At 71.0% G+C, this 22214-nt stretch carries 21 protein-coding genes; 5 read left to right on the plus strand and 16 right to left on the minus strand.

The window, feature by feature from the left end:
• Positions 1-82: 82 nt before the first annotated feature.
• Both EDD30_RS14670 and EDD30_RS14675 read right to left on the minus strand, forming a co-directional pair.
• Complete coding sequence (locus EDD30_RS14670; protein ID WP_071806584.1) at positions 83-979, minus strand: NUDIX hydrolase; 897 nt, start codon at positions 977-979, stop codon at positions 83-85.
• A 100-nt stretch (positions 980-1079) separates the two neighbouring features.
• Positions 1080-2027: an NUDIX hydrolase gene (locus EDD30_RS14675; protein ID WP_071806588.1), complete on the minus strand. Its 948-nt coding sequence runs from the start codon at positions 2025-2027 to the stop codon at positions 1080-1082.
• Between the two features lie 238 nt (positions 2028-2265).
• Here EDD30_RS14675 and EDD30_RS14680 point away from each other — a divergent pair, with 238 nt between their 5' ends.
• Positions 2266-2640, plus strand: coding sequence for a PspC domain-containing protein (locus EDD30_RS14680; protein WP_071806583.1), 375 nt, complete (start codon positions 2266-2268; stop codon positions 2638-2640).
• A gap of 197 nt (positions 2641-2837) precedes the next feature.
• Here the strand turns inward: EDD30_RS14680 and guaA are convergent, their stop codons facing one another.
• The 3 genes from guaA to EDD30_RS14695 all read right to left on the minus strand — a co-directional run bounded on the left by guaA (position 2838) and on the right by EDD30_RS14695 (position 8183).
• A complete protein-coding gene (gene guaA, locus EDD30_RS14685) occupies positions 2838-4391 on the minus strand; it encodes a glutamine-hydrolyzing GMP synthase (protein ID WP_071806582.1) in 1554 nt (517 codons plus the stop codon).
• 196 nt (positions 4392-4587) lie between these two features.
• Positions 4588-6327 carry a S8 family serine peptidase gene (locus tag EDD30_RS14690; RefSeq protein WP_084556549.1) on the minus strand — a complete coding sequence of 580 codons (1740 nt, stop codon included), beginning with the start codon at positions 6325-6327 and terminating at the stop codon, positions 4588-4590.
• Between the two features lie 65 nt (positions 6328-6392).
• Positions 6393-8183, minus strand: a complete 1791-nt coding sequence (locus tag EDD30_RS14695; protein WP_071806580.1) for a S8 family serine peptidase — start codon at positions 8181-8183, stop codon at positions 6393-6395.
• A 147-nt stretch (positions 8184-8330) separates the two neighbouring features.
• Between EDD30_RS14695 and EDD30_RS14700 the strand changes: the two genes are divergently transcribed.
• The gene (locus EDD30_RS14700) at positions 8331-8513 is read left to right on the plus strand and encodes a hypothetical protein (protein ID WP_071806579.1); all 183 of its coding nucleotides are present in this window, start codon (positions 8331-8333) and stop codon (positions 8511-8513) included.
• A 23-nt stretch (positions 8514-8536) separates the two neighbouring features.
• The gene (locus EDD30_RS14705) at positions 8537-9061 is read left to right on the plus strand and encodes an LCP family protein (protein WP_084556548.1); all 525 of its coding nucleotides are present in this window, start codon (positions 8537-8539) and stop codon (positions 9059-9061) included.
• On the opposite strand, the gene EDD30_RS14710 is transcribed toward EDD30_RS14705, so the two are convergent.
• The 3 genes from EDD30_RS14710 to guaB are packed head-to-tail and all read right to left on the minus strand — an operon-like array spanning position 9062 to position 13205.
• On the minus strand, positions 9062-10498 hold the full coding sequence (locus EDD30_RS14710) for a M1 family metallopeptidase (RefSeq protein ID WP_071806577.1): 1437 nt from the start codon (positions 10496-10498) through the stop codon (positions 9062-9064).
• A 51-nt stretch (positions 10499-10549) separates the two neighbouring features.
• The gene (locus tag EDD30_RS14715; protein WP_071806576.1) at positions 10550-11668 is read right to left on the minus strand and encodes a GuaB3 family IMP dehydrogenase-related protein; all 1119 of its coding nucleotides are present in this window, start codon (positions 11666-11668) and stop codon (positions 10550-10552) included.
• A 49-nt stretch (positions 11669-11717) separates the two neighbouring features.
• Positions 11718-13205 carry an IMP dehydrogenase gene (gene guaB / locus EDD30_RS14720; protein WP_071806575.1) on the minus strand — a complete coding sequence of 496 codons (1488 nt, stop codon included), beginning with the start codon at positions 13203-13205 and terminating at the stop codon, positions 11718-11720.
• Between the two features lie 121 nt (positions 13206-13326).
• Here guaB and EDD30_RS14725 point away from each other — a divergent pair, with 121 nt between their 5' ends.
• Entirely contained in the window at positions 13327-13728 is a 402-nt protein-coding gene (locus EDD30_RS14725) for a DUF5319 domain-containing protein (RefSeq protein WP_071806587.1), read from the plus strand.
• Between the two features lie 442 nt (positions 13729-14170).
• Here EDD30_RS14725 and EDD30_RS14730 read toward each other — a convergent pair whose 3' ends face one another.
• Entirely contained in the window at positions 14171-15016 is an 846-nt protein-coding gene (locus EDD30_RS14730; RefSeq protein ID WP_071806574.1) for a response regulator transcription factor, read from the minus strand.
• Between the two features lie 230 nt (positions 15017-15246).
• Between EDD30_RS14730 and EDD30_RS14735 the strand changes: the two genes are divergently transcribed.
• Positions 15247-15636 (plus strand): WhiB family transcriptional regulator, encoded by a 390-nt coding sequence (locus EDD30_RS14735; protein WP_071806573.1) that lies wholly within the window; start codon positions 15247-15249, stop codon positions 15634-15636.
• A gap of 527 nt (positions 15637-16163) precedes the next feature.
• Here EDD30_RS14735 and EDD30_RS14740 read toward each other — a convergent pair.
• The 7 genes from EDD30_RS14740 to groES form a co-directional block, all read right to left on the minus strand.
• On the minus strand, positions 16164-16592 hold the full coding sequence (locus EDD30_RS14740; RefSeq protein WP_071806572.1) for an SRPBCC family protein: 429 nt from the start codon (positions 16590-16592) through the stop codon (positions 16164-16166).
• Positions 16593-16656: 64 nt separating this feature from the next.
• The gene (locus EDD30_RS14745) at positions 16657-17319 is read right to left on the minus strand and encodes a histidine phosphatase family protein (RefSeq protein ID WP_342353732.1); all 663 of its coding nucleotides are present in this window, start codon (positions 17317-17319) and stop codon (positions 16657-16659) included.
• 18 nt (positions 17320-17337) lie between these two features.
• Positions 17338-17490 carry an IS5/IS1182 family transposase gene (locus tag EDD30_RS14750; RefSeq protein WP_071806570.1) on the minus strand — a complete coding sequence of 51 codons (153 nt, stop codon included), beginning with the start codon at positions 17488-17490 and terminating at the stop codon, positions 17338-17340.
• Between the two features lie 161 nt (positions 17491-17651).
• The gene (locus EDD30_RS14755) at positions 17652-19226 is read right to left on the minus strand and encodes a molybdopterin-dependent oxidoreductase (protein WP_123678291.1); all 1575 of its coding nucleotides are present in this window, start codon (positions 19224-19226) and stop codon (positions 17652-17654) included.
• A gap of 84 nt (positions 19227-19310) precedes the next feature.
• Positions 19311-19931 carry a hypothetical protein gene (locus EDD30_RS14760; RefSeq protein WP_071810309.1) on the minus strand — a complete coding sequence of 207 codons (621 nt, stop codon included), beginning with the start codon at positions 19929-19931 and terminating at the stop codon, positions 19311-19313.
• Between the two features lie 100 nt (positions 19932-20031).
• A complete protein-coding gene (gene groL, locus EDD30_RS14765) occupies positions 20032-21681 on the minus strand; it encodes a chaperonin GroEL (protein ID WP_071810308.1) in 1650 nt (549 codons plus the stop codon).
• A gap of 70 nt (positions 21682-21751) precedes the next feature.
• On the minus strand, positions 21752-22066 hold the full coding sequence (gene groES, locus EDD30_RS14770; protein WP_084558066.1) for a co-chaperone GroES: 315 nt from the start codon (positions 22064-22066) through the stop codon (positions 21752-21754).
• Positions 22067-22214 lie beyond the last annotated feature (148 nt).

Genomic DNA, 22214 nt, shown 5'->3' on the forward strand with positions numbered 1-22214 from the left:
TTTTGATTTCCCCTCCGGTGGGCGAAGAGGCATGCGCACTGCCGGGCCCTGTGACGAGTCTAACCGAGGGCCCGCAACCCGATCACCTGTGAGCGCTTTCCTCCGCGAGCCGGCGCAGCGCCGACGCGGCGACTTCGGTCAAGGGAAGATCACGCGCCGTAACCTGATCGAACCAGGCCGCCGCCGCCGTGGATCCGCCCGCCTCCTCCATCACCACTGGTTCTGTCGGCCGGTCGACGGAAACCCTGAACAGGACACGGACCACATGCCAGTCCACGGGTACGCCTTCCGGGCCCATCGCCGCGGGATCGTGCCGGTGTGAGGTGCCGACCAGGCCTGTCACCCGTCCCTCCTGCCCGGTCTCCTCGATCAGCTCGCGGGTCAGCGCGGCCTCCGGCAGCTCGCCGTGGTCCGTTCCGCCGCCGGGCAGGTGCCAGAGCCCGGCGCCCGGATATCCGGCCGCGATCCGGGTGAGCAGGATCCGGCCGCCGGGGTCCGTCACGATCCCGTACGCCCCGAAGCGCTGGTTGGTGCGCACCTGAGGCTCCGCGGGGTCCGGTGGCACCTCGGAGGGCGAGACGGGCAGCCCCAGCGCGCCAGCCGTGAAGGGCATCAGCGGCAGCTCGCCCGGAGTCACCCAGGCGACGCGATCGGTCGTGCCGGAGGCCTCGTCGCAAAGGTCCCCACCGACGATTTCGACGTCGTAAATGATCCGATCGGTGTGTTCCCACGTATCGGTGTGTGGTAGCCGGAAAACGTCGGAGGTCACCGAGTGAAGTCCCACGATGCGCACGCGAAGGCCGGTCTCCTCGGCGAACTCCCGGACGACGGTGTCGTCGGGATCTTCGCCCTGCTCGACCCCGCCCCCGGGGAGGGTCCAGAGCCCGGGGTAAGCGGACAGCCGCGAGTTGTGCGCCAGCAGCGCACGCCCGGCGACGTCGCGGCAGAGACCGTACGCTCCGATTCGTCTGACCTTCACCCGCCCAGGCTATCCGGGCGGAGCGTCGCGGCACCCTCCCCGCTGCACCGCCGCGATGATCTCCGCTCGTCTCGCCGCACCATGGGACCTCGCTGCGTCATCAGAGCAGGCCGGCGGCCCGGAGAGCATCGGCGGTGACCTCGGTGAGCTGATCGGAGGGCAGGGCCGCGACGTCCGTGAGCGCCATCCAGCGCGCCTCGGAGGTGGAGCCGCCGACGTCCCCGACCGCCACCTCGGTGGGCGCGTCGACGGCGACCCGGTAGAAGGCGCGGACGCCGTGCCAGTCGATCGGATAGCCCTCGGGACCCAGCGAGGCCGCGTCGCGGTGGCTGGCCACGCCGAGCAGCTCGACCAGGCGGCCCTGCTGCCCGGTCTCCTCGACGAGCTCGCGGATCAGGGCGGTGCCGGGCTGCTCGCCGTAGTCCGTCCCGCCGCCGGGCAGGTGCCAGCAGCCCTCGCCCGGGTAGCCCGGGGCCACGCGGGTCAGCAGCAGACGGTTCCGCGGGTCGGTCGCGATCGCGTACGCGGCGAAGCGCTGCGCGCGGTGCAGTCCGTCCGGCCCCGGATAGGCGTAGAACGACGGGAAGTCGGGAACTTCCTCGGGCCGCAGGTCGGCGCTGGCGGCGGGCAGCCCCAGCGCGGCGGCGGTGAACGGGCGCAGCCGCAGCTCCTGCGCCTCCTCGAGGGTGTGCCACCGGGCCATGTCGGTCGGCTGGCCCACCCGGTCGATGAGGTTGCCGCCGCGCACCGAGACCTCGTAGATGAGGCGATCGGTATGGATCGTGACGCCGCGGTGCGGCAGCGAGCGCATGTCGGCCAGAACGTCGCGCAAGCCGGTGACGGCGACCGACAGTCCGGTCTCCGCAGCGGTCTCCCGGACGACGGTGTGGTTCGGGTCCTCGCCGTGGTCGACGGCGCCGCCGGGCAGGGACCAGATGCCGGGCGTGCCGGAGCGGGCCGAGGCCCGGACGAGAAGGACGCGGCCGTGGGGATCGGTCGCGACGGCGTATGCCGCAATCCTGCGGAGCGGCTCCAGTGCGGGGGTCACGGGCGGCATCTTGCCCGGTTTATGTTAACTCTGGGGAACATCTGTCGGATTCCTGACAGGGCGATAGCCCTCAGTAATCGCAGTTCAGGGAGGTTCTCCGCACCAAGCGCAACGAGTGCGTAACAGACAGCAATGCCCCCAGACCACCCCCTCCCGGGACGACCCCGGGCGAGGATTCAGGGTCGGACTCGGGGCGTTCACCGAGGCCGCCGGGCGGGCGACGGCCCACTCTGGAGACATGACTGATCCGACCGTCGCTCCGTACAAGCAACTTCGCCGCCCCCTCGACGACCGCATCGTCGCCGGCGTGTGCAGCGGCCTCGGCCGCTACCTGTCCGTCGACCCCGTGCTCGTCCGCGTCGGCTTCGCCGCACTGGCGGTGCTGACCTGGGGTACCGCGGTGCTCGCCTACCCGATCGCCTGGTTCCTGATGCCGGAGGAGCCCGCCCCGGCCCCCCAGGACTGGCTCGATCCCGCGCACCCCTCGTGGGGACAACCCCCGGTCCCTCCCGCCGCCCCGCCGGCGAGCGGCCTGGCAGACCCCACCCCGGCGAGCCCGGCACACTCCACCCCGGCGAGCGTCGCACCGACGAGCACCCCGCCCGCCGCATGACAGCCCGAGCCGGCGGCCGTCCCACCGGCGCACGTGACCGACCGGGCCGGATTCTTGCGATCAGCCACCCGGCCCGCTCCGGCCCGTCGCCTGACCGGCCGGGGCGGGGCTCAGTACAGCAGCAAGGGCCGCGGCCGAGGTCGGCGGCGGCCCTTGCGGGGTCGGGGTGACGAGGGCGGCTCAGGCGCCGCCGCGGGTCACTCCCACTCGATCGTGCCCGGCGGCTTGCTGGTGACGTCGAGGACGACCCGGTTGACCTCGGGAACCTCGTTCGTGATCCGCGTGGAGATCTTGGCGATGACCTCGTACGGCAGCCGCGACCAGTCCGCCGTCATCGCGTCCTCGCTGGAGACCGGCCGCAACACCACCGGGTGCCCGTAGGTGCGGCCGTCGCCCTGGACGCCGACGCTGCGGACGTCCGCGAGCAGCACCACCGGGAACTGCCACACGTCGCGGTCCAGGCCCGCCGCCGTCAGCTCCTCGCGGGCGATCAGGTCGGCCGCGCGCAGGATGTCGAGGCGGTGCCGGTCGACCGCGCCGATGATGCGGATCGCCAGGCCGGGACCCGGGAACGGATGGCGGTGGACCATCTCGTCGGGCAGGCCCAGCTCCGCGCCGAGCGCGCGTACCTCGTCCTTGAAGAGGGTGCGCAGCGGCTCGACCAGGGCGAACTGGAGGTCGTCCGGGAGGCCGCCCACGTTGTGGTGGGACTTGATGTTGGCGGTGCCCGTGCCGCCGCCGGACTCCACGACGTCCGGGTAGAGGGTGCCCTGCACCAGGAACTCGATGTGGCGTTCGGCGTCGAGCTCGCGGGCGGCCTGTTCGAACGTACGGATGAACTCCCGGCCGATGATCTTGCGCTTCTGCTCCGGGTCGGTGACCCCGGCGAGGTGGCCGAGGAAGACGTCCGAGGCCTCGACGACCTTGAGCCGGATGCCCGTCGCCGCGACGTAGTCCTTCTCGACCTGCTCGGCCTCACCGGCGCGCAGCAGGCCGTGGTCGACGAAGACGCAGGTGAGCTGGTCGCCGACCGCCTTGTGCACGAGCGCCGCCGCGACCGCCGAGTCGACGCCGCCGGAGAGGCCGCAGATGACCTGCTTGTCGCCGACCTGGGCGCGGATCGCGGCGACCTGGTCCTCGATGATGTTCGTCGGGGTCCAGGTGGGCTCGAGGCCGGCGATGTCATAGAGGAAGCGCTGAAGCATCTCCTGGCCCTGCTGGGTGTGCGCCACCTCGGGGTGGAACTGCACGCCCGCACGCCGGGTGGTGAGGTCCTCGAACGCCGCCACCGGCGCGCCGGCCGAGGAGGCGGTCACCGCGAAGCCGGCCGGGGCCTCGGTGACCGAGTCGCCGTGCGACATCCAGACCGGCAGGTCGGCCGGCAGCTCGCGGAGCAGGGTTCCGGCCTCGGAGCTCGGGGAGAGCGCGGTACGCCCGTACTCGCGCGAACCGGTGTGCGCCACGGTGCCGCCGAGCGCCTGCGCCATGGCCTGGAACCCGTAGCAGATGCCGAAGACGGGCACGTCGCTGGCGAACAGCGTGGGATCGAGCACCGGGGCGCCCGGCTCGTACACACTGGACGGTCCGCCGGACAGGATGATCGCGGCCGGGTTCTTCGCGAGCATCTCCGCGACCGGCATCGAGTGCGGCACGATCTCCGAGTAGACCCGCGCCTCGCGGACCCGGCGGGCGATCAGCTGGGCGTACTGGGCGCCGAAGTCGACAACGAGAACCGGACGCGGTGTGCTCACGCCGTCGCCTCGTTTCGCTCCGCGACGACGCGAGGCACGAGTGCGCTGTATTGGATGATTCGCTCGCGTTGCTCGCTCATGAGCCCCGAGTTTACCGGCGACGGAGGCATGCCCCCGGTGCCGGGGGCCGCCGCTGAGGCTGGAGTCACCGGTACCGCGGCGGTCCGTTGATCCGCGCCGGCGGGGCGGCCGGGCGTCAGCGATACCAGGTGCGGGTGGCGGTGTTCGAGACGTTGCCGGCCCGGTCGATCGCGCGTACGCGGATCTTGAGGGTCTTGCCGAATTTCCACGTCTGCACCGCGAACGTGCGGCGCGTCCCGGTGGAGCGCTGCACCACCTTGCCGTTGACGAGCAGTTCGAGGCGTCGGATGCCATTGCGGTCGGCGGCCTGCGCGGTCACGTACTTCGTCTTGCGGACGTTGCGGGTCCCGCTCGCGGGCCCGGAGGTGATCTTGGCGGTCGGGCCCCAGTTGTCGACCACGACGCGGCGGGCCGCGCTGGTCACGTTGCCGCCGCGGTCGTACGCCCGCAGCCCCAGCGTCACGGTCCCGCCCCGGACGGCCGTGCGCCACGGCAGCGAGTACGGCGCGGAGCGGTCGACGATCACGACGACCCCGTTGGCGAGCAGCTCCACCTTGGCGATCCCGAGATTGTCGGTGACCCTGGCGGAGACCTGTACCGTGCCGCGCACCAGCGCCCCGCCGCCCGGCGTGACGAACGCCGCGGCGGGCGGGACCTCATCCTGCACGAGCGCGTCCTGCGCGGCCCGGAGCGAAGCCAGCGCGGCGGCCGCGTCGACCCGTCCCCCGGACGGGTCGACCCAGGCGCCGGGAAGCTTGTCGGCGGAGGAGACCAGCGCCGAGCGGATCATGGCGGCGGTCGGCATCGGGCTGGTCGAGGCGAGCAGCGCCGCGACGCCGGCGGCGAACGGCGTGGCCGACGACGTGCCGCAGAACTGGCTCACGGCGCCGTTCAACCCCTGGGCCAGGTTGCAGCCGGGCGCCGCGATGTCCACCCAGCCGCCGTAGTTGGACCAGGAGTAGCGCAGGTCGCCAGGCGTGGAGCCGCCGACCGCGATGGCGGACGGGATCGCGGCAGGGTAGTGCGGCTTCGAGTGGCCCAGGTTGCCGGCCGCGGCGAGCACCATGGCGCCCTTGCCGCCGGCGTATGCGACGGCGTCCCGCAGCAGTTGGCTGTCTTCGGTCCCGCTCAGCGACAGGTTGATGATGTCGGCGCCCTTGTCGGCGGCCCAGCGGATGCCCCGCGCGATGTCGGAGTAGGTGCCGTAGCCCTTCGAGTTCAGCACCTTCACCGGCATGATCTTGCAGAACCAGCAGATCCCTGCGGCGCCGACCGCGTTGTTGCCGGCCGCGGCGATCACGCCGGCGGTCATCGTGCCGTGGCCCTGGTCGTCGGCGGCGTTGGTGTCGTCGTTGACGAAGTCGTACCCGGCGAGCAGGCGGCCGGAGAGGTCGGGCACGGCCTTCACCCCGGTGTCGACCACCGCGACGACGACGCCGCCGCGCCCGCGGGTGGTGTCCCAGGCGGTGCCGACGCCGGCCCGCTTGATGCCCCACTGGCTGACGAAGGAGGGATCGTTGGGCACGGTCGCCGCGATCCCGGCGATGTGGTCCCGCTCGACGTAGGCGACGGCCGGGTCGGCCCGCAGCGCCGCGGCGGCCTCGGCGGCCTGGTCCGCGGGGACGTCCACGGCGACGGCCGCGTCGAGCGGCTCACTGCCGACGACGTCGACGCTCTCCTCGAGCTTGTCGACGACGTCGGCGCCGCGCTCGTCCGGTTCCGCGTCCGCGCGCAGCCCCACGACCAGCGAGACCGGGGCCTGCGCCGCGCCGGAGGCCAGCACCGGCGCCGACGGGAACCCCAGCACACCAGCCATCACGCTCAGAGCCAGTCCAGATACCGCGCGCGCCCTCATGATCCCACCGTCGGCGGGACCGGTCGGAAACGTCGGACCGCTCCGGGTGCAGTTCGGGTGCCGCGTCAGCGCTTGTAGGTGCGCGCTTTCTCGGCCTTGACGTTTCCGGCCGTGTCGACCGCCCGGATCTGGACCTTCATGCCCGAGCGGTAGCTGGACGCCTTGAAACTGAACTTGTACGGCGACGCGGTGTCCGTCTGCCTGACCTTGCCGTTGATCAGCATCTCGACGCGGCGGACCCCGCCGGCGTCCGAGGCGGTGGCGGAGAGCCTGACCGTGCCGGAGACCCGGGCGTTGTGAGCCGGCCCGCTGGTGATCCTCAGTTTCGGAGCGGTGTTGTCGGCGATGACCGAGCGCTCGACGTCGGTCCGGTTGCCGGCCTTGTCGAAGACCCTGATCTGCAGCGCGACCTTGCCGTTGCGGCCGGCGGTGTCGTACGGCAGCTCGTACGGCGCGATGTTGTCCTGACCCTTGTACCTGCCGTCGGCGTACAGGACGACGTTGCGGATTCCGGAGAAGGCGTCGGCGGCACCCGAGGTCTTGATCATGATCTTTCCGCGTACGCGCGCGTTCTGTGCCGGGGTCACGCCGGCGATCGTCGGCGGGGTGGCGTCCGTGGTGATGGTCAGCGCCTTGGCCGCGTCGAGCATGCCGTGCTTGACCCAGCCGTTGCCGCCGATGGGGCGGGCCGAGCGCAGCAGCGCCCGCTGCAACGACCAGCCGGTGTAGCTCGGGTGCGCGCTCTTGATCAGGCCGGCCACGCCGGCCACCATCGGCGCCGCGAAGGACGTGCCCTGCTGACCGGTGTGGTAGTCGCCGAAGCGGTCCATGCCGACGACGTCGCCGGGGGCCGCGATGTCGACCCAGTCGTCGCCGGGCTTGTTGAAGCTGGAGAAATCGGCGCGGGTCTGCGAGTTGCGGGCGGTGGCACCCACCGCCACGACGTCGGGGTACGCGGCCGGATACTGCTTGACGTTCCGCAGCCTGCTGCTCCGGCCGTCGTTGCCCGCCGCCGCGACGACCAGCACACCCTTGACGTTGGCATAGGCGACCGCGTCGGCGAGCACCTTGCTGCTCTGCGTGCCGCCCAGCGACAGGTTGATGATCTTCGCGCCCGCGTTGGTGGCGTACACGATGCCCTTGGCGACGGTGCTGTCGTGTCCCATGCCGTTCCGGTCGAGCACCTTGACCGGCATGATGGTGCAGCTCCAGCAGCCGCCGGCCATGCCGGCGCCGTTGTTGCCGCGGCCCGCGATCAGGGAGGCGACGGTGGTGCCGTGGCCGGCGTCGTCCGTCGTGTTGGTGTTGTTGCCGACGTAGTTGTATCCGCCGACGAGCGCGTTCGCGAGGTCGCCGGTCTTCGTGACGCCGCTGTCCAGCACGGCGATCTTCACGGCGGAACCGGTGGTGGTCTCCCACGCGGCGGGCAGCCGGACCTGGTCCACCTCCGACTGCAGCCGGACTCCGTCGGCGTCGAGCGTGGTGTACATCGGGTCGTCCGGGGTGACGTCGAAGGCCTTGCGGACGTGGTCGACCTCGACGTACGCGACGTTCGGGTCCTTCTTCAGCGCCTCGACGACCCGCGCCCGGCGGGCCGCGGACACCTCGACCGTCCGGGCCCGGAGAGCCGTCATGGCCTCCTCCGCGGGGCCGGCGGTGTCCATCGCGCGGACGCCCATCGCGGAGGCCGTGCGCATCGGCGCGGCCGTGTCGGCGTTGCGCTTCATGCCGACGACGAGCCGGACCGGCCCCTCGGGTGTCTCCTCCGCGAGGGCCCAGGTGGTGACTCCGGCCATGGCGGCGACCACCGCGGTGGACAGCGCTCCGACGACGACGCGCCGTGAGACGAGCTTCATGTAGGACGTGCCTTCCCCTCATCGACCACCGTCGGGCCGAATCGCCGGGCTAGCGTACGGGTGATCTTGAGTTCGCCCATCCCCCGTTCCACCTAACGAGAACTCGGGCTATTGAGCAGTATCACCGGCTCCACATACTGTTCCAGCATGCGGACCAGCAGGGCCGCGACGATCATCACGGCCGTCGTCGTCGTGCTGATGGCCGCCGGCGCCGGGATCTGGGCGTTGCGCGGCAACGCCCAGGAGCCCGAGCGCGCGGCGGCGCCCGGCACGTCCGCACCGGCGCCGTCGCCGGCCCGCCCCGCCCCGCCGCCGGACTCAGCCGCCTGACCGACGCGCTCGGCGGCGTGACCATGACGATCGACCAGCGGGTCGTCTCCCAGCACCGCCGCCCGGACGGCAGCGCCCGCGCCCTGCGGCCGGGTGGCGGCGGATACGTGGGCCCGCAGGCCACCTACCTCCCGGGCACTCGTCGGCTGGTCGGCTGGCAGGCCATCGACTACGCCCGCCAGCGATACACCGTCGGCGGCGACTACACCCGGCAGCGCCACCAGCGGCAGCTCGTGGAGGCGCTGCTGACCCGCGCCGGGAACGCCGGTCTCGCCACCGACCGGGTCAAGCTCGAGCAGGTGCTCGCCGCGCTGGGCGACACCCTGGTCTTCTCCGGCGAGCGCACCGCGATCGAGTACGCGTACGCGCTGCGAAACCTGACGCCGCCGGCCCTGACCCGGGTGGAGCTGCCCGGCCGGTCGGTCTACGCCGGGGGCGGCTACATCGGCGAGCAACTCGACGCCGCCGGACGCGGATTCCTCAGGGCCGTCGCGGCCGGCGAGCCGGACGCCTACCTGAGCACGCACCCGGCGCTGATCGACGACTAGCTAGGGCTTCGGCTGTGCGGTCTCGCCGAAGAGCCAGCCCTGGAAGAACGCGTCGAGGTCCTTGCCGGACGCTTTCTCGGCGGCCGCGATGAACTGCTCCGTGGTCGCATTGCCGTCGCGGTGCTCGGCCGGCCACGACTGGACGAGCGCGAAGAACGGCCCGTCGCCGATCGTCCGGCGCAGCGCGTGCACCAGCAGCGCGCCGCGGTCGTAGACGGCATCGTCGAAGATGCGCGCCGGGCCCGGATCACCGATCGGCACCTCCCAGTCGATGCCGCCGTAGGACCGGTCGAACGTCTGCTGGACGGTCGGGCCACCCTTGTGTTCCTGCCAGAGCCATTCCGCGTACCTGGCGAAGCCCTCGTTGAGCCAGATGTCCTGCCAGCGGGTGATCGCGACGCTGTTGCCGAACCACTGGTGGGCGAGTTCGTGCGCGACGACCATGGTGTCGGGCTTGGTCTCGAAGAAGACGCTGCCGTAGACCGGGCGGGACTGGGTCTCCAGCGCGTACGGGACCCGGGGATCGTCGATGACCACGCCGCCGTACGAGTCGAACGGGTACGGCCCGAACTTCGTGGCCAGGAAGTCGGCAACCTCGCCGGTCAGCGCCAGCGACTGGTCGGCCGGGCCGTTCTCGGCAAGCGTCTCCGGGATCGCGACGACCATCGGCTTGCCGGCATGGGTGGTGTTCTGCACCCGGTACTGACCGATGGCCACCGTGGTGAGGTAGCTCGCCATCGGCTTCGACTCGGTCCACGTCCAGGTGGTCCAGCCGCCGGCGGTACGGCGCGGGCCGGGCACGCCGTTGCTGAGAGCCTCCACGCCGTCGGGAACGGTCATCTCGAGTTTGAAGGTCGCCTTGTCCTTCGGGTGGTCGTTGACCGGGAACCAGGTGCTCGCCGACTCGGGCTGGCCCACGGCGAACCCACCGTCCTTGGTCCGCTGCCAGCCGCCCGCGCCCAGGTCCTTGTTGACCAGCGCCTCGGGCACCCCGGCGTACTCGACCACCACGGTGAACCCACGGTCCTTCACGATGCCCGCCGACGGCGTCACGACCAGCTCGTTCTTCTCCGCCCTGGCGGTCGCGGCCTTTCCGTCCACCGTGACCCGGCTCGCGGTGAGGTGGGCCAGGTCGAAGTGGAGACTCGACAGATCCTGCGTCGCGGTGGCGGAGATCGTCGCGGTGCCCTGCAGGCGCCCGGTCGCGGTGTCGTACTTCAGCTTCAGGTCGTATCCGGCGACGTCGTAGCCGCCGTTGCCGTAGGTCGGGAAGTACCGGTCACCGGCCCCGGCCGCACCGGGCGCATAGCTCGGTGCGGTGCCGGAGGGGACGCCGGAGGCGGCGCTGGCACTCGTCCCTGCCTGTGGCTGCGTGTCCCCCGTGCATCCAGCCAACGCCAGCGCGGCGACGAAGACCGCCGCGATTCCTGCCCGCATTCCTACTCCCCCATGTCGCGTCCTGACCGACCCTACGCGGGGGATGCCACCTCACCGGTCGAGGACGAGGCTGACCTTCTGGAATTCCTTGAGGTCGCGGTATCCGCACTTGGCCATCGCGCGGCGCAGGCCGCCGAAGAGGTTGAGCTGGCCGTCGGGACGGTCGGCGGGACCATAGAGGATCTCCTCCAGCGTGCCGTCCGGCTCGCCGGCGATGCAGAAGCCGCCGCGGGGCAGATTCGGGTGGCTGGCCGCCGAGTGCCACCAGGCGCCGCCGGCCGGGGCGCCCTCGGCCAGCGAGAGCGGCTCGCCGAGCATCACCGCGTCGGCGCCGCAGCCGATCGCCTTGGCGATGTCGCCGGAGGTCTGGATGCCGCCGTCGGCGATCAGGTGGACGTAGCGGCCACCCGTCTCGTCGAGGTAGTCGCGCCGGGCCGCCGCCGCGTCCGCGATCGCCGTAGCCATCGGCACCCGGATGCCGAGCACCGTGTCCGTCGTGGACCACTCGTCGGCGCCGACGCCGACGATGACGCCGGCTGCGCCCGTACGCATCAGATGCAGCGCGGTCTTGTAGTCCGTGCAGCCGCCGACGATGACCGGCAGGTCGAGGTCGGCGATGAACTCCTTGAGGTTCAGCGGCTCGTCCGTGGTGGACACGTGCTCCGCACTGACCAGCGTGCCCTGGATGACCAGCAGGTCGACGCCCGCGTCGAGGAGCACCGGGGCGAGCGCGAGGGTGTGCTGCGGCGACACCCGCACGGCGACGGTGACACCACCGTCGCGGACGGCCTTGACCCGCGCGGCGATCAGTTCAGGACGGATCGGCTCGGCGTAGACCTCCTGGAGCCGCTTGGTGGCGTCGGCCTCCTCATCGAGCGAGGCCAGCTCCTCGAGGATCTTGGTGGGATCCTCGTACCGGGTCCAGAGGCCCTCGGCGTTGAGCACACCCAGGCCGCCGAGGCGGCCCAGGGCGACGGCCGAGGCCGGGCTCATGGTGGCGTCCGACGGATGCGCGACGCAGGGGATCTTGAACGGGTACGCGTCGACCTTCCAGTCGGTGGACACGTCGTCCACGTCCCGGGTGCGGCGGCTCGGGACGATCGCGATGTCGTCCAGGTGATACCCGCGCTGAGCGGTCTTGCCGAGACCGATCTCCACAACGTCACGCATGACTCAGCCTTCAGTCCTTCTTCGGGTGGCGGGTGGGTGGTAGGACGGCTTAACGGGAGTGGTAGTTGGGGGCCTCGACAGTCATCTGGATGTCGTGCGGGTGGCTCTCCTTGAGACCCGCCGCGGTAATCCTGATGAGCTGACCGCGCTGCTGCAAGTCCGCGATGGTCTCCGCACCGGCGTAGCCCATGGAGAGACGCAGTCCACCGACGAGCTGCGCCATCACCCGCGACAGCGGCCCGCGGTAGGGCACCTGCCCCTCGACGCCCTCGGGAACGAGCTTCTCCTCCGGCACGTCGTGCTGGAAATAGCGGTCCTTCGAGTACGACTTCGCCTGCCCGCGCGACTGCATCGCGCCGAGCGAACCCATCCCCCGGTACGACTTGAACTGCTTGCCGTTGACGAAGACGAGGTCACCGGGGCTCTCCTCGGAGCCCGCGAGCAAGCCGCCGAGCATCACGGTCTCGGCACCCGCCACGATCGCCTTGGCGATGTCGCCGGAATATTGGATGCCGCCGTCGGCGATCACCGGCACACCGGCCGGCCTGCAGGCCCGGGCCGCCTCCATCACCGCGGTGATCTGCGGGACGCCGACCCCGGCCACGATCCGGGTGGTGCAGATCGCGCCCGGTCCGACGCCCACCTTCACCGCGTCGGCGCCGGCCTCGACCATCGCCTTGGCGCCCGCGTACGTGGCGACGTTGCCGCCCACGATCTCGGTGGGGGTGTCCTTCTTCAGGCGGGTGATCATGTCGAGCACCTGCCGCTGATGACCGTGCGAGGTATCGACGATGATCACGTCCACGCCGGCGTCGATGAGACCGCGGGCCCGCTTGTAGGAATCGTCTCCCACGCCGACCGCGGCAGCGACGCGCAGCCTGCCCTGCGGGTCCTTCGTCGCGTTCGGGAACTGCTCGCTCTTCGTGAAGTCCTTGACCGTGATGAGGCCGCAGAGCCGCCCGTTGTCGTCGACGAGCGGCAGCTTCTCGATCTTGTGCCGCTGAAGCAGCGCCAGCGCGTCGTCCTTCGTCACGCCGACCGGCGCGGTGACCAACGGAGTCTTCGTCATGACGTCGCGCACCTTGGCGTCGTCGTCGGTGACGAAGCGCATGTCGCGGTTGGTGACGATGCCGACCAGCGTGCCGTCCGCATCGACCACCGGCACCCCGGAGATGCGGTACTTGCCGCACAGGGCGTCGACCTCGCGCAAGGTGTCGTGGGGACTACAGGTCACGGGGTGGGTGATCATCCCGGACTCCGACCGCTTCACGAGGTCGACCTGAGCGGCCTGATCCTCGGCGGAGAGATTGCGGTGCAGCACGCCGATGCCGCCCTCACGGGCCATCGCGATCGCCATCCGCGCCTCGGTGACCGTGTCCATGGCGGCGGACAGCAGCGGAATGGAGAGCTCGACGTTGCGGGTCAGCCGCGTGATCGTGTTGACCCGGCTGGGCACCACGTCCGATTCGCCGGGCTGGAGCAACACGTCGTCGAACGTCAGACCGAGAGGAACCGTGCGCGCGGAGTCAGTTTCCACAGATCATCCCTAGCGAAGAGGCGGAGTGTTACATCGTACTCATCGAGCGGGGCGCCCCTGACGGGGCGGACAGCAGGTGCGGGCCAGCACACAGTGCCTCTTCATGGGTACGGTATACACCGTGCAAGAAGAGCCGATCGACCCGTTCAACGGCGACCCCGCCGATCCGGCCGCGGGACTCGACGACCTCACCGAGGACGCCGAGCAGGACCCGCTGACCGAGGCGGAGCGGCAGGACGTGCTCGAAGACCTGTCTGACCTGGAGATCTACCAGGCGCTGCTGAGTCCGACGGGGATCCGTGGGCTGGTGATCGAGTGTGAGGACTGCCACGAGCCGCACTACTTCGACTGGGATCTGCTCCGGGGGAATCTGCGCCATCTGCTGTCGAGCGGACGGCCGCGAGTGCACGAGCCCGCCTACGATCCGGATCCGGATCACTACGTGACATGGGAGTACGCCCGAGGTTACGCAGATGGCGTACACGACACATTGACGGACGGCTCGGATGACGAGCAGTCCTGAGCCGAGCGCAGTGTCACCCGACGGGCCGCCTGTTTTGCGGCTCGTTGCTTCGTCTCTACGGCCTTGATCCGCTCACAGCTCCACCCCGCCGCTTCACGGCCTTCGACCTGATGCCGCCTCGCGGCCATGTACCGCCTGCCGGCCATCTACCGCCTTCCGGCCGTGTTCTGCTGACTGTCCAGATCCGCTGACGGGCCGCTTGCCGCATGTTTCTCTTACCGCGCGGGGCCTTTTCCTCGGCATGCCCGTGGAGCCGCGTGACCTTGGGAACGCGTGACCCTTTGAGGCGTGTGACTTCTCAAGGCCTGTGACTCTTGGAGGCGCGTGACCTTCTGGGGCCCGTAGCTTCTTGACGGCGCGTGGCGTGTGCCGCGGGCGGCGATCTCTGTCGGGCACGGTGGATCCGGGCACTCTGCCGTGCCCGGATCCCTCCGGCCGTCGGTCAGGCTACGAGACCCGCACGGAAGCCCGCGGCGACGGCGTGGGCCCGGTCGCGGGCGCCAAGCTTGCGGAAGAGCCGCCGGGCGTGGGTCTTGACGGTGTCCTCGGAGACGAACAGCTCCCGGCCGATCTCCGCGTTGCTCTTGCCGTCGGCCATCCCGCGCAGGACCTGGAGCTCCCGCTCGGTGAGGGTCAGCCGGCGTCCGGCCGGTGCCGCCTCGCCGGCCCGGGACTCGTTGCCGGGCCAGACGAACGGGCGCCCGGTCGCCGGGTCGATCTCCGAGCCGTCCCCACGCTGCGACGGAACCATCGGGGAGTTCGGCAGCATCGCCGGGATGCCCGCCGAGTTCGGGGTGCCGGCCATGGCCATGCCGTCCCGATGCAGGCCACGGGCCGTGGCCGAGTTGTTGTTGCGCCCCGCTCCGCCGACCGCCGCCGGCTGGGCGTTCGCGCCGTTGATCGGCAGCCCCTGGGGGCGGGCCGGCAGCAGCAGGAGCAGAAGGGCCTTGGCGACGACGCTGACCAGGTCGTGCTCGACACCACGGATGACGCCGCGGGCGCCGGCGGCGACCGTGGCGGCGGCGACCCGGGGGTCTTCCGCGCCGAAGAGGACCACCTGCGCCTGCGGGGCGCGGGCGAGGACGCGCCGGGTGAAGCCGACGCTGTCGGGACGAGTCACGGCGGTGTCGGCCAGAACGACCTCGGCCGGCCTTTCAGCCAGACGGATCATGGCTTCGGTCTCGCTCACCGCTGTCCGCACCACCCCGGTCATGCCGAGCCGGGCCGCGGTGGACGCGACGGTCTGGGCCGCCAGTGGGGTACGGACGCACACGAGGACGGTACGCACAGTGATCCTCCTTCTCTCTCAGAGGAGATCACGCGAGGGCCGCAGCATTACGCGCTTTAGATGGAAAAAATGGGAAAGATCGGCACGATTTTCGGCACCGGTGAGATACGACCGGCGAAGACATCGACGAGTCGTGTGTGATCCGGCGTGTGCCGGGGTACACGGGCGGCAGGCCTGAGCCAGGCCCCTCATGACAACACTCCGCGGTGCCGCGCGGGAGGAGGGTGTTGATGTCGAACGTTCGCAGACTGCCCGGGCCCATCGCCGACCTGTGGGACTGGCAGCGACTCGGCCTGTGCAGGGGGCGCGACAGCGCTCAGTTCTTCCACCCCGACGGCGAACGCGGGTCTTCCCGCAACCGCCGCGAGGCGAAGGCCAAGGCGATGTGTGGCGCGTGCCCGGTCCGGGCGGAATGCGCCGCGCACGCGCTGGCTGTCCGTGAGCCGTACGGCGTCTGGGGAGGTTTCAGCGAAGCGGAGCGGCTGCGGCTGCTCGCGGTCGGCTGGGAGGACCTTGCCGATCGGCATCACGGACGGGTCGACCTCGTCCGGCTCGAGGCACGCCTCGGCCGACCCCACAAGTCCACGGTGCCGGCACAACGGCAGGCGCCGGCGGCGTGACGCCGCCCGACACGCGGCACGACCACACACCTGACGACACGGTTCCCCCCGGGGAGCCGCGTCGGCGTCTGTAACGGCATGTCAGCCGCATCGGTGAACATGCAAGCCACCGTATGAGCGAACTTGCCCTTGACGTCGGACGAAAAGTGCGGCTTTCGCGTGACACCCGTTTCACTCACACGCCTCATCCACCACGCCCCGCACCACCGGTCTACATTTCCCACGGAACCGCGGACGGCCACCGCCGCCGTCGGCACGACGGTGACCAACGGTGCGCGGCCGTCGGCGCGACGGTGACCAACGGTGCACGCGGCCGTCGGCACGACGGTGACCAACAGTGCACGCGGCCGTCGGCACGACGGTGACCAACAGTGCACGCGGCCGTCGGCACGACAGTGACCACGGCGCTGCTGTGGCGCAACCGCTATCGGGACCGGGATCGGCCGGGCTCGCCGGGTGCCGCGCGTCCGGGACGACCCGAGACGCTGGTCCATCACGCGGTCGTGACCGAGACGTTGCCTGGTTCTCTACGTGGTCGAGGTCTCGGCGGCCCTCTTGATCGAGGCGGCCTCCGTCTCGACGTACTTCTCGGTCAGCGACCGCGTCATCAGCCAGCCGATCCCGGACAGCGGACCGGACACGGTCAGGGCGAGGGTGAGCCGGCTTCCGTCGGGGTGCGGCTCGACGACGTGTGCGGCGGTGACGGTGACGCCGGGCGAGCTCGACGTCCAGGTGTACGACGACCCGTCGGCCAGCTCGGTGACCGTCCACACCGCTGTGGGCAGCCCGGGCTGCTGCAACCGGGTTCGGGAGCCGACGGCAAGTGGTCCGGCGTCGAGACGCTCCACGGCGTCGACCGTCGGGATCCGCGCGGGCCAGCGCTCGACGTCGACGACCACCGCCCAGACCCGCTCGGGCGGGGCCGCGATGGTGGCGGTGTGCTGCAGGCCGGGCATGCGCCGGGTGTATGACGCCGCCTCCCGTGACCGAGGCCACCGGTACACAGCACCAGACCGTGCTTCAGACGTGCAGTTCGGGCGGGAAGCCCGTCCAGCGCAGGTCTGGTGGTAGGTGGCTGGTGTCGTTGAAGCTGATCAGCGTCGGCGGACGGTGCGGGCGGTAGAGGATGACGGTCAGGGCGCAGTTGGCGGCGTTGAGGCCGAGCCAGCGTGCGTCGGGGGCGTCGAGGGCATGGCGCACGAACCAGGCGATCAGGAAACTGTGCGTGATGATCAGCTCGTGGGTGTCCGTGGTGGTGGGCGCCGCGTGTTGTGCGAGGGCGGCGGCGGCCAGGGTGGCTCCGGCGGCGTACTCGTCGGCGTTGACGCCGTCGAGGAACCGGGCGTAGACCTCGGGCAGGGCTCGGAGGTCCGGCACGGGCGGGACGTAGTCACCGACGACCTGCGAACAGTGCATCGGGACATCGGGAAGATGCCGACTGATCACGTCGGCGGTCTGCGTGGCCCGTGGGAGCGGGCCGTGGTGGACGGCCGTCAGGGGCACGGTGGCCAGGCGCTGGCCGAGTAGGTCGGCTTGCTGCCGGCCGCGGGTGCTGAGGTCGCCGTCGTCGATGGCTTCGCCGTGTCGGGCCAGGTACAGCAGCCGGTTGGCCACGGTGCTCCGTTCGTAGTAAGTGTCGTCATGATCGCTGCAGGTGTAGGCGAGGCTGCCACAACGCGGCAAGGGCGATCCCTGGACGGCTTATAGCCAGATACTGATCGCGACGACGGTCACCGTGGCGGTGTAGCGGACCGCGAGTTCGTCGAACCGCGTAGCCACGGCGCGATGCTGTCTCAGCAGGGTGCTGCCGCACTCCACGGCATGACGCAGCCGGTAGGAGTCGGCGTTCAACACGAGAGGTCGCCCACCCGCCGAACCTTCAGCGCGGCAGTGCCGGGAACAGCATCACCGGACCGGGAACCACACCGCCGGGCCGGGAACCGCACCACCAGGCCGAGAACCGCACCACCGGGCCCGGGAACCGCACCGCCGGGCCGGAGCGCTGCCGCCATCGGCTATTCGACGGTGACCCGCACGGAGTGCCAGCCGGTGGCGCCGTTCGGGGCGACCGGGGTTTGCTGGCTTGTCTGCATTTCTCCGTCCGCGTCGGTGGCTCGCACCCGGATCGTGTGGCTGCCGCGGGTGGCCTCCCAGCGGTAGGACCATTGCACCCAGGTGTCGGCCGAGACCGTCGGGGCGAGGCTCGCCTCGGTCCAGGGGCCGGCGTCCACCTGGATCTCCACCCTCGTGACGCCGCGGTGCTGGGCCCAGGCCACACCCGCCACCGTCCCCGCACCTGCCTTGCGGGTGGTGCCGTCGCGGGGGGTGTCGATGCGGGACTGGGTCTTGATCGGGCCCTGGGCCGACCAGCCCCTCGGCACCCAGTAGGCGTCGAAATCCGTGAAGCGGGTCAGCTCGATCTCGGTGATCCACTTGCACGCGGAGACGTAGCCGTACAGGCCGGGGACGACCATGCGGGCCGGGAAGCCGTGGCCGACCGGGAGCGGGCGGCCGTTCATGCCGATGGCGAGCAGGGCGTCGCGGCCGTCCCGCAGGACCGCGGTGGGGCTGCCGCAGGTCCAGCCGTCGGCCGAGCGGGACACGAGCTGGTCGGCCTCGGGCAGGGGCTGGACCTCGTCGAGCAACTCTCTGACGGGCACGCCGAGCCAGAGCGCGTTACCGACGAGGTTGCCGCCCACCTCGTTGGAGACGCAGGCGAGGGTGACGTAGCGCGCGATCATGGGCCGGCGCAGCAGTTGCTCCCAGGTGAGGGTCAGGGGGTTACGGACCATGCCGTGGATGCGCAGTTGCCACGTCGACGGGTCGATCTGAGGTGGGTACAGCGCGGTGTCGATGCGGTAGAACTCGGCATTCGAGGTGACCCACGCCGTCGCGCCCTCGGCCTGGACGCCGGGCGGGATCGTCGGCGCCGGCTGGACCGGTGGCGGCAGGACGACGGCGGCGCGGGCCGCGGTGACCGCGCGCCGCCCACCCAGGAGCCGGCCGCCGACGCCGGTGACGATGCCGGCCGCGGCGGCCGCTCCGACGCCGATGAGGAAGCGCCGACGGCCGCGCGCCGCCGATGGCAGATCCGGGGCTGACATCGGGGTCTCGGCCGCGTGCGATGACCCCAGCGCGACCGGGGATGCCGCGGTAGAGGCGGCGAGGGTGGTGAGAAGGCGAAGGGTGATGGCGGCGACCACTCCGGCGACGATCGAGGGGATGCCGGCGGTGAGATCGGCGGCGTGCCGGGTCAGGGCGGCCACGAGGCCGATTGCGGTGAAGAGGGTTATGCCGGCGAGGGCCAGGCGCCAGGAGCGGAGGGCGGCTATGCCGACGGGAGCCGCATAGGTGGCGAGAAGCAAGAGCGTGCCCGTGATGAGGGCGGTCTTGTCGTGGGTGCCGAAGACCGCGATGCCGAAGTCCTTGACCGGGCCGGGGACGGTGTCGACCACCAGCGCGCCGACCGCGAGGAGCGGGGACGACATCGGGCCGGTCCACACGGCGACGAGCTCGGCGGCGCCGAGCGCCGCCCCTGCGGCCGCGATGCCGGCGAGAGCCGCCCGGAGAACGGCCGCTCGCGGAGGCATCGCCGGAGTTGGCGAGGGCTTCACGCGACCCATCCTGCCCCGCCCAGGCTCGATCGCTCCTGACGAAGTTATGACGGAATCTGGCTACGAGATCGTGACGGGCAGGCGCAGCGGTGGCAACGCGGCGACCAGTGCGTCGAGGACCTCCACCGCGCACCGGTCGGCGCGGGGTTCCGGCAGCGCCGGCATGCCCGCGACCGGCAGCTCCCACACCACCCGCCCCGGCGACAGACTCTCCAGTGCCGCGTACCAATGCTGCAGCGGCTCTCTGAGCTGGACGTGCGCCGCGAAATTGCGCCGCCGCCGGGTCTGATCCTCATCGCGGCGCCGTTGCAGCGTCGCCGTGTCGGGCAGGCTCACGAGGACCGCGTCGGCGAAGCCGAGCCGGCCGCTGCGGAACGCCTCGCGGGTCACCGCCAGTTCCCGGTCGAACTGGGCCCGGGGCGCGAGACCGAGCGCCGCCATCCCCCAGGCGTAGTGCAGCTTCACCGGGTCGGTGTCGCAGAACGCGATACCGTCCTCGCGCTCCAGGTCGAGCGCCGCGGACCAGCGCTGCACGCCCGCGCGCACCCAGTGCCGGGCCAGCGCCACCGCGTCCGTCGGTTCGCGGCCGGTCATCCTGTGCTCGGCGACGGATCTACCCACGTACCGGCGGCACCAGGAGGTTTTCCCGGCCGCCGTGGGGCCCTCCACGACGACGATCATCTACGCACCCTTCCCCCGGTGAAGCTTGCATCACACACGAGAAAGGGCGCGCCGCGGAAGCGACGCGCCCTTCACCCGTTGTCGGGCAAAGCCCGTCCGGTCAGAAGCCCGGGCCGTGCTGGTGGCCGTGGCCACCGTGGCTGTGCCCGTGGCCGCCGCCGGCGGCGGCCTCCGGCGCGGCCGGCTTCTCCACCACGAGGCTCTCCGTGGTGAGCAGCAGGCCGGCGATCGACACGGCGTTGGAGACCGCGTTGCGGGTCACCTTGACCGGGTCGATGATGCCGGAGGCGGCCAGGTCGACGTACTCGTCGGTGGCCGCGTTGAGGCCGTGACCCCACTTCAGGTCGGCGACCTTGCCCACCACGACGTAGCCGTCGTGGCCGGCGTTCTGCGCGATCCAGCGCAGCGGCTCGACCAGCGCCTTGCGGACGATCGACACGCCGATCGCCTCCTCGCCGGTGAGGCCGAGGTCGCCGTCGAGCGCGGAGACGACGTGCGCCAGGGCGGCGCCGCCGCCGGGCACGGTGCCCTCCTCGACCGCGGCCTTGGTCGCCGCGATGGCGTCCTCGATGCGGTGCTTGCGCTCCTTCATCTCGACCTCGGTCGCCGCGCCGGCCTGGATCACGGCGATGCCGCCGGAGAGCTTGGCCAGCCGCTCGGAGAGCTTCTCGCGGTCCCAGTCCGAGTCCGACGCCTCGATCTCCTTGCGGATCTGCGCGACGCGGTCCTCGATCTCGGACTTCTTGCCACCGCCGTCGACGATGGTGGTGTTCTCCTTGTCGACCACGACGCGCCGGGCGGTGCCCAGCATGTCGATGGTGACCTGGTCGAGCTTGTAGCCGAGCTCGGGGGCGATGAGCTCGCCGCCGGTCGCGATCGCCATGTCCTGCAGCATCGCCTTGCGGCGGTCCCCGAAGCCGGGCGCCTTCACGGCGGCGACCTTGAAGGTCTTGCGCAGCGCGTTGACCACGAGGGTGGACAGCGCCTGGCCGTCGACGTCCTCGGCGATGATGAGCAGCGGCTTGCCGGCCTGGAGGACCTTCTCCAGCAGCGGCAGCAGCTCCTCGACGCTGGAGATCTTCTGGGTCGTGATGAGGATGTACGCGTCCTCGAGCACGGCCTCCTGCGCCTCGGCGTCGGTCACGAAGTTCGGCGAGATGAAGCCCTTGTCGAACTGCAGGCCCTCGGTGACGACGAGCTCGGTGCTGAGCGCGGAGCCCTCCTCGACGGTGATGACACCGTCGCGGCCGACCCGGTCCATGGCCTCGGCGATCAGCTCGCCGATGGTGGCGTCCTGGGCCGAGATGGTGGCGACGTTGGCGACCGACTTGTGGTCGGCGACCTCGACAGCCTTGGCCAGCAGCGCCTTGGAGACGGCCTCGGCCGCCTGGTCCATGCCGCGCTTGAGGGCGATGGGGTTGGCACCGGCCGTCACGTTGCGCAGGCCCTCGCGGACCAGCGCCTGGGCGAGCACGGTGGCCGTGGTGGTGCCGTCGCCGGCGACGTCGTTGGTCTTGGTCGCCACCTCCTTGACGAGCTGGGCACCGAGGTTCTCGTACGGGTCGGTGAGCTCGATCTCCTTGGCGATGGTGACGCCGTCGTTGGTGATCGTCGGCGCGCCGAACTTCTTGTCGAGGACGACGTTGCGGCCGCGCGGGCCGAGGGTGACCTTGACCGTGTCGGCGAGCGTGTTGACGCCGTGCTCCAGCAGGTGCCGGGCGTCGTCAGAGAAGCTGAGGATCTTCGCCATGTAATGGTCCCTTCACGCACCACCGCCCTGACCCGAGACGCGGGCCAGGGCGGGAAGCACTGTCAGTAGGTCACTTCTCGATGACCGCGAGGACGTCACGGGCGGAGAGCACCAGGTACTCCTCGCCGGCGTACTTGACCTCGGTGCCGCCGTACTTCGAGTAGAGGACGGTCTCGCCGACCTTCACGTCGATCGGGACGCGGTTACCCTTGTCGTCGATCCGGCCGGGGCCGACGGCGAGGACGGTGCCCTCCTGCGGCTTCTCCTTGGCGGTGTCGGGGATCACGAGGCCGGAAGCCGTCGTGGTCTCGGCCTCGTTCGCCTGGACCACGATGCGGTCCTCGAGCGGCTTGATCGCAACCTTGGTCGCGGTAGTCACGGGCATACCCTCCTGGGTACAGGTTTCGCCGGCCAGCGTCGGCCGATCTCATGCCTCATGCCACCGGGCGGGGCCGTCGTCGCGGGTGCCGGTCCGCCTGGCGCAAGCGCACTCCCCCGGTCGGGGCGCGCGCTGGCACCCTCAGGTTGAGAGT

The sequence above is a fragment of the Couchioplanes caeruleus genome (assembly GCF_003751945.1).
In the GTDB taxonomy this organism is placed as follows: Bacteria; Actinomycetota; Actinomycetes; order Mycobacteriales; family Micromonosporaceae; genus Actinoplanes; species Actinoplanes caeruleus.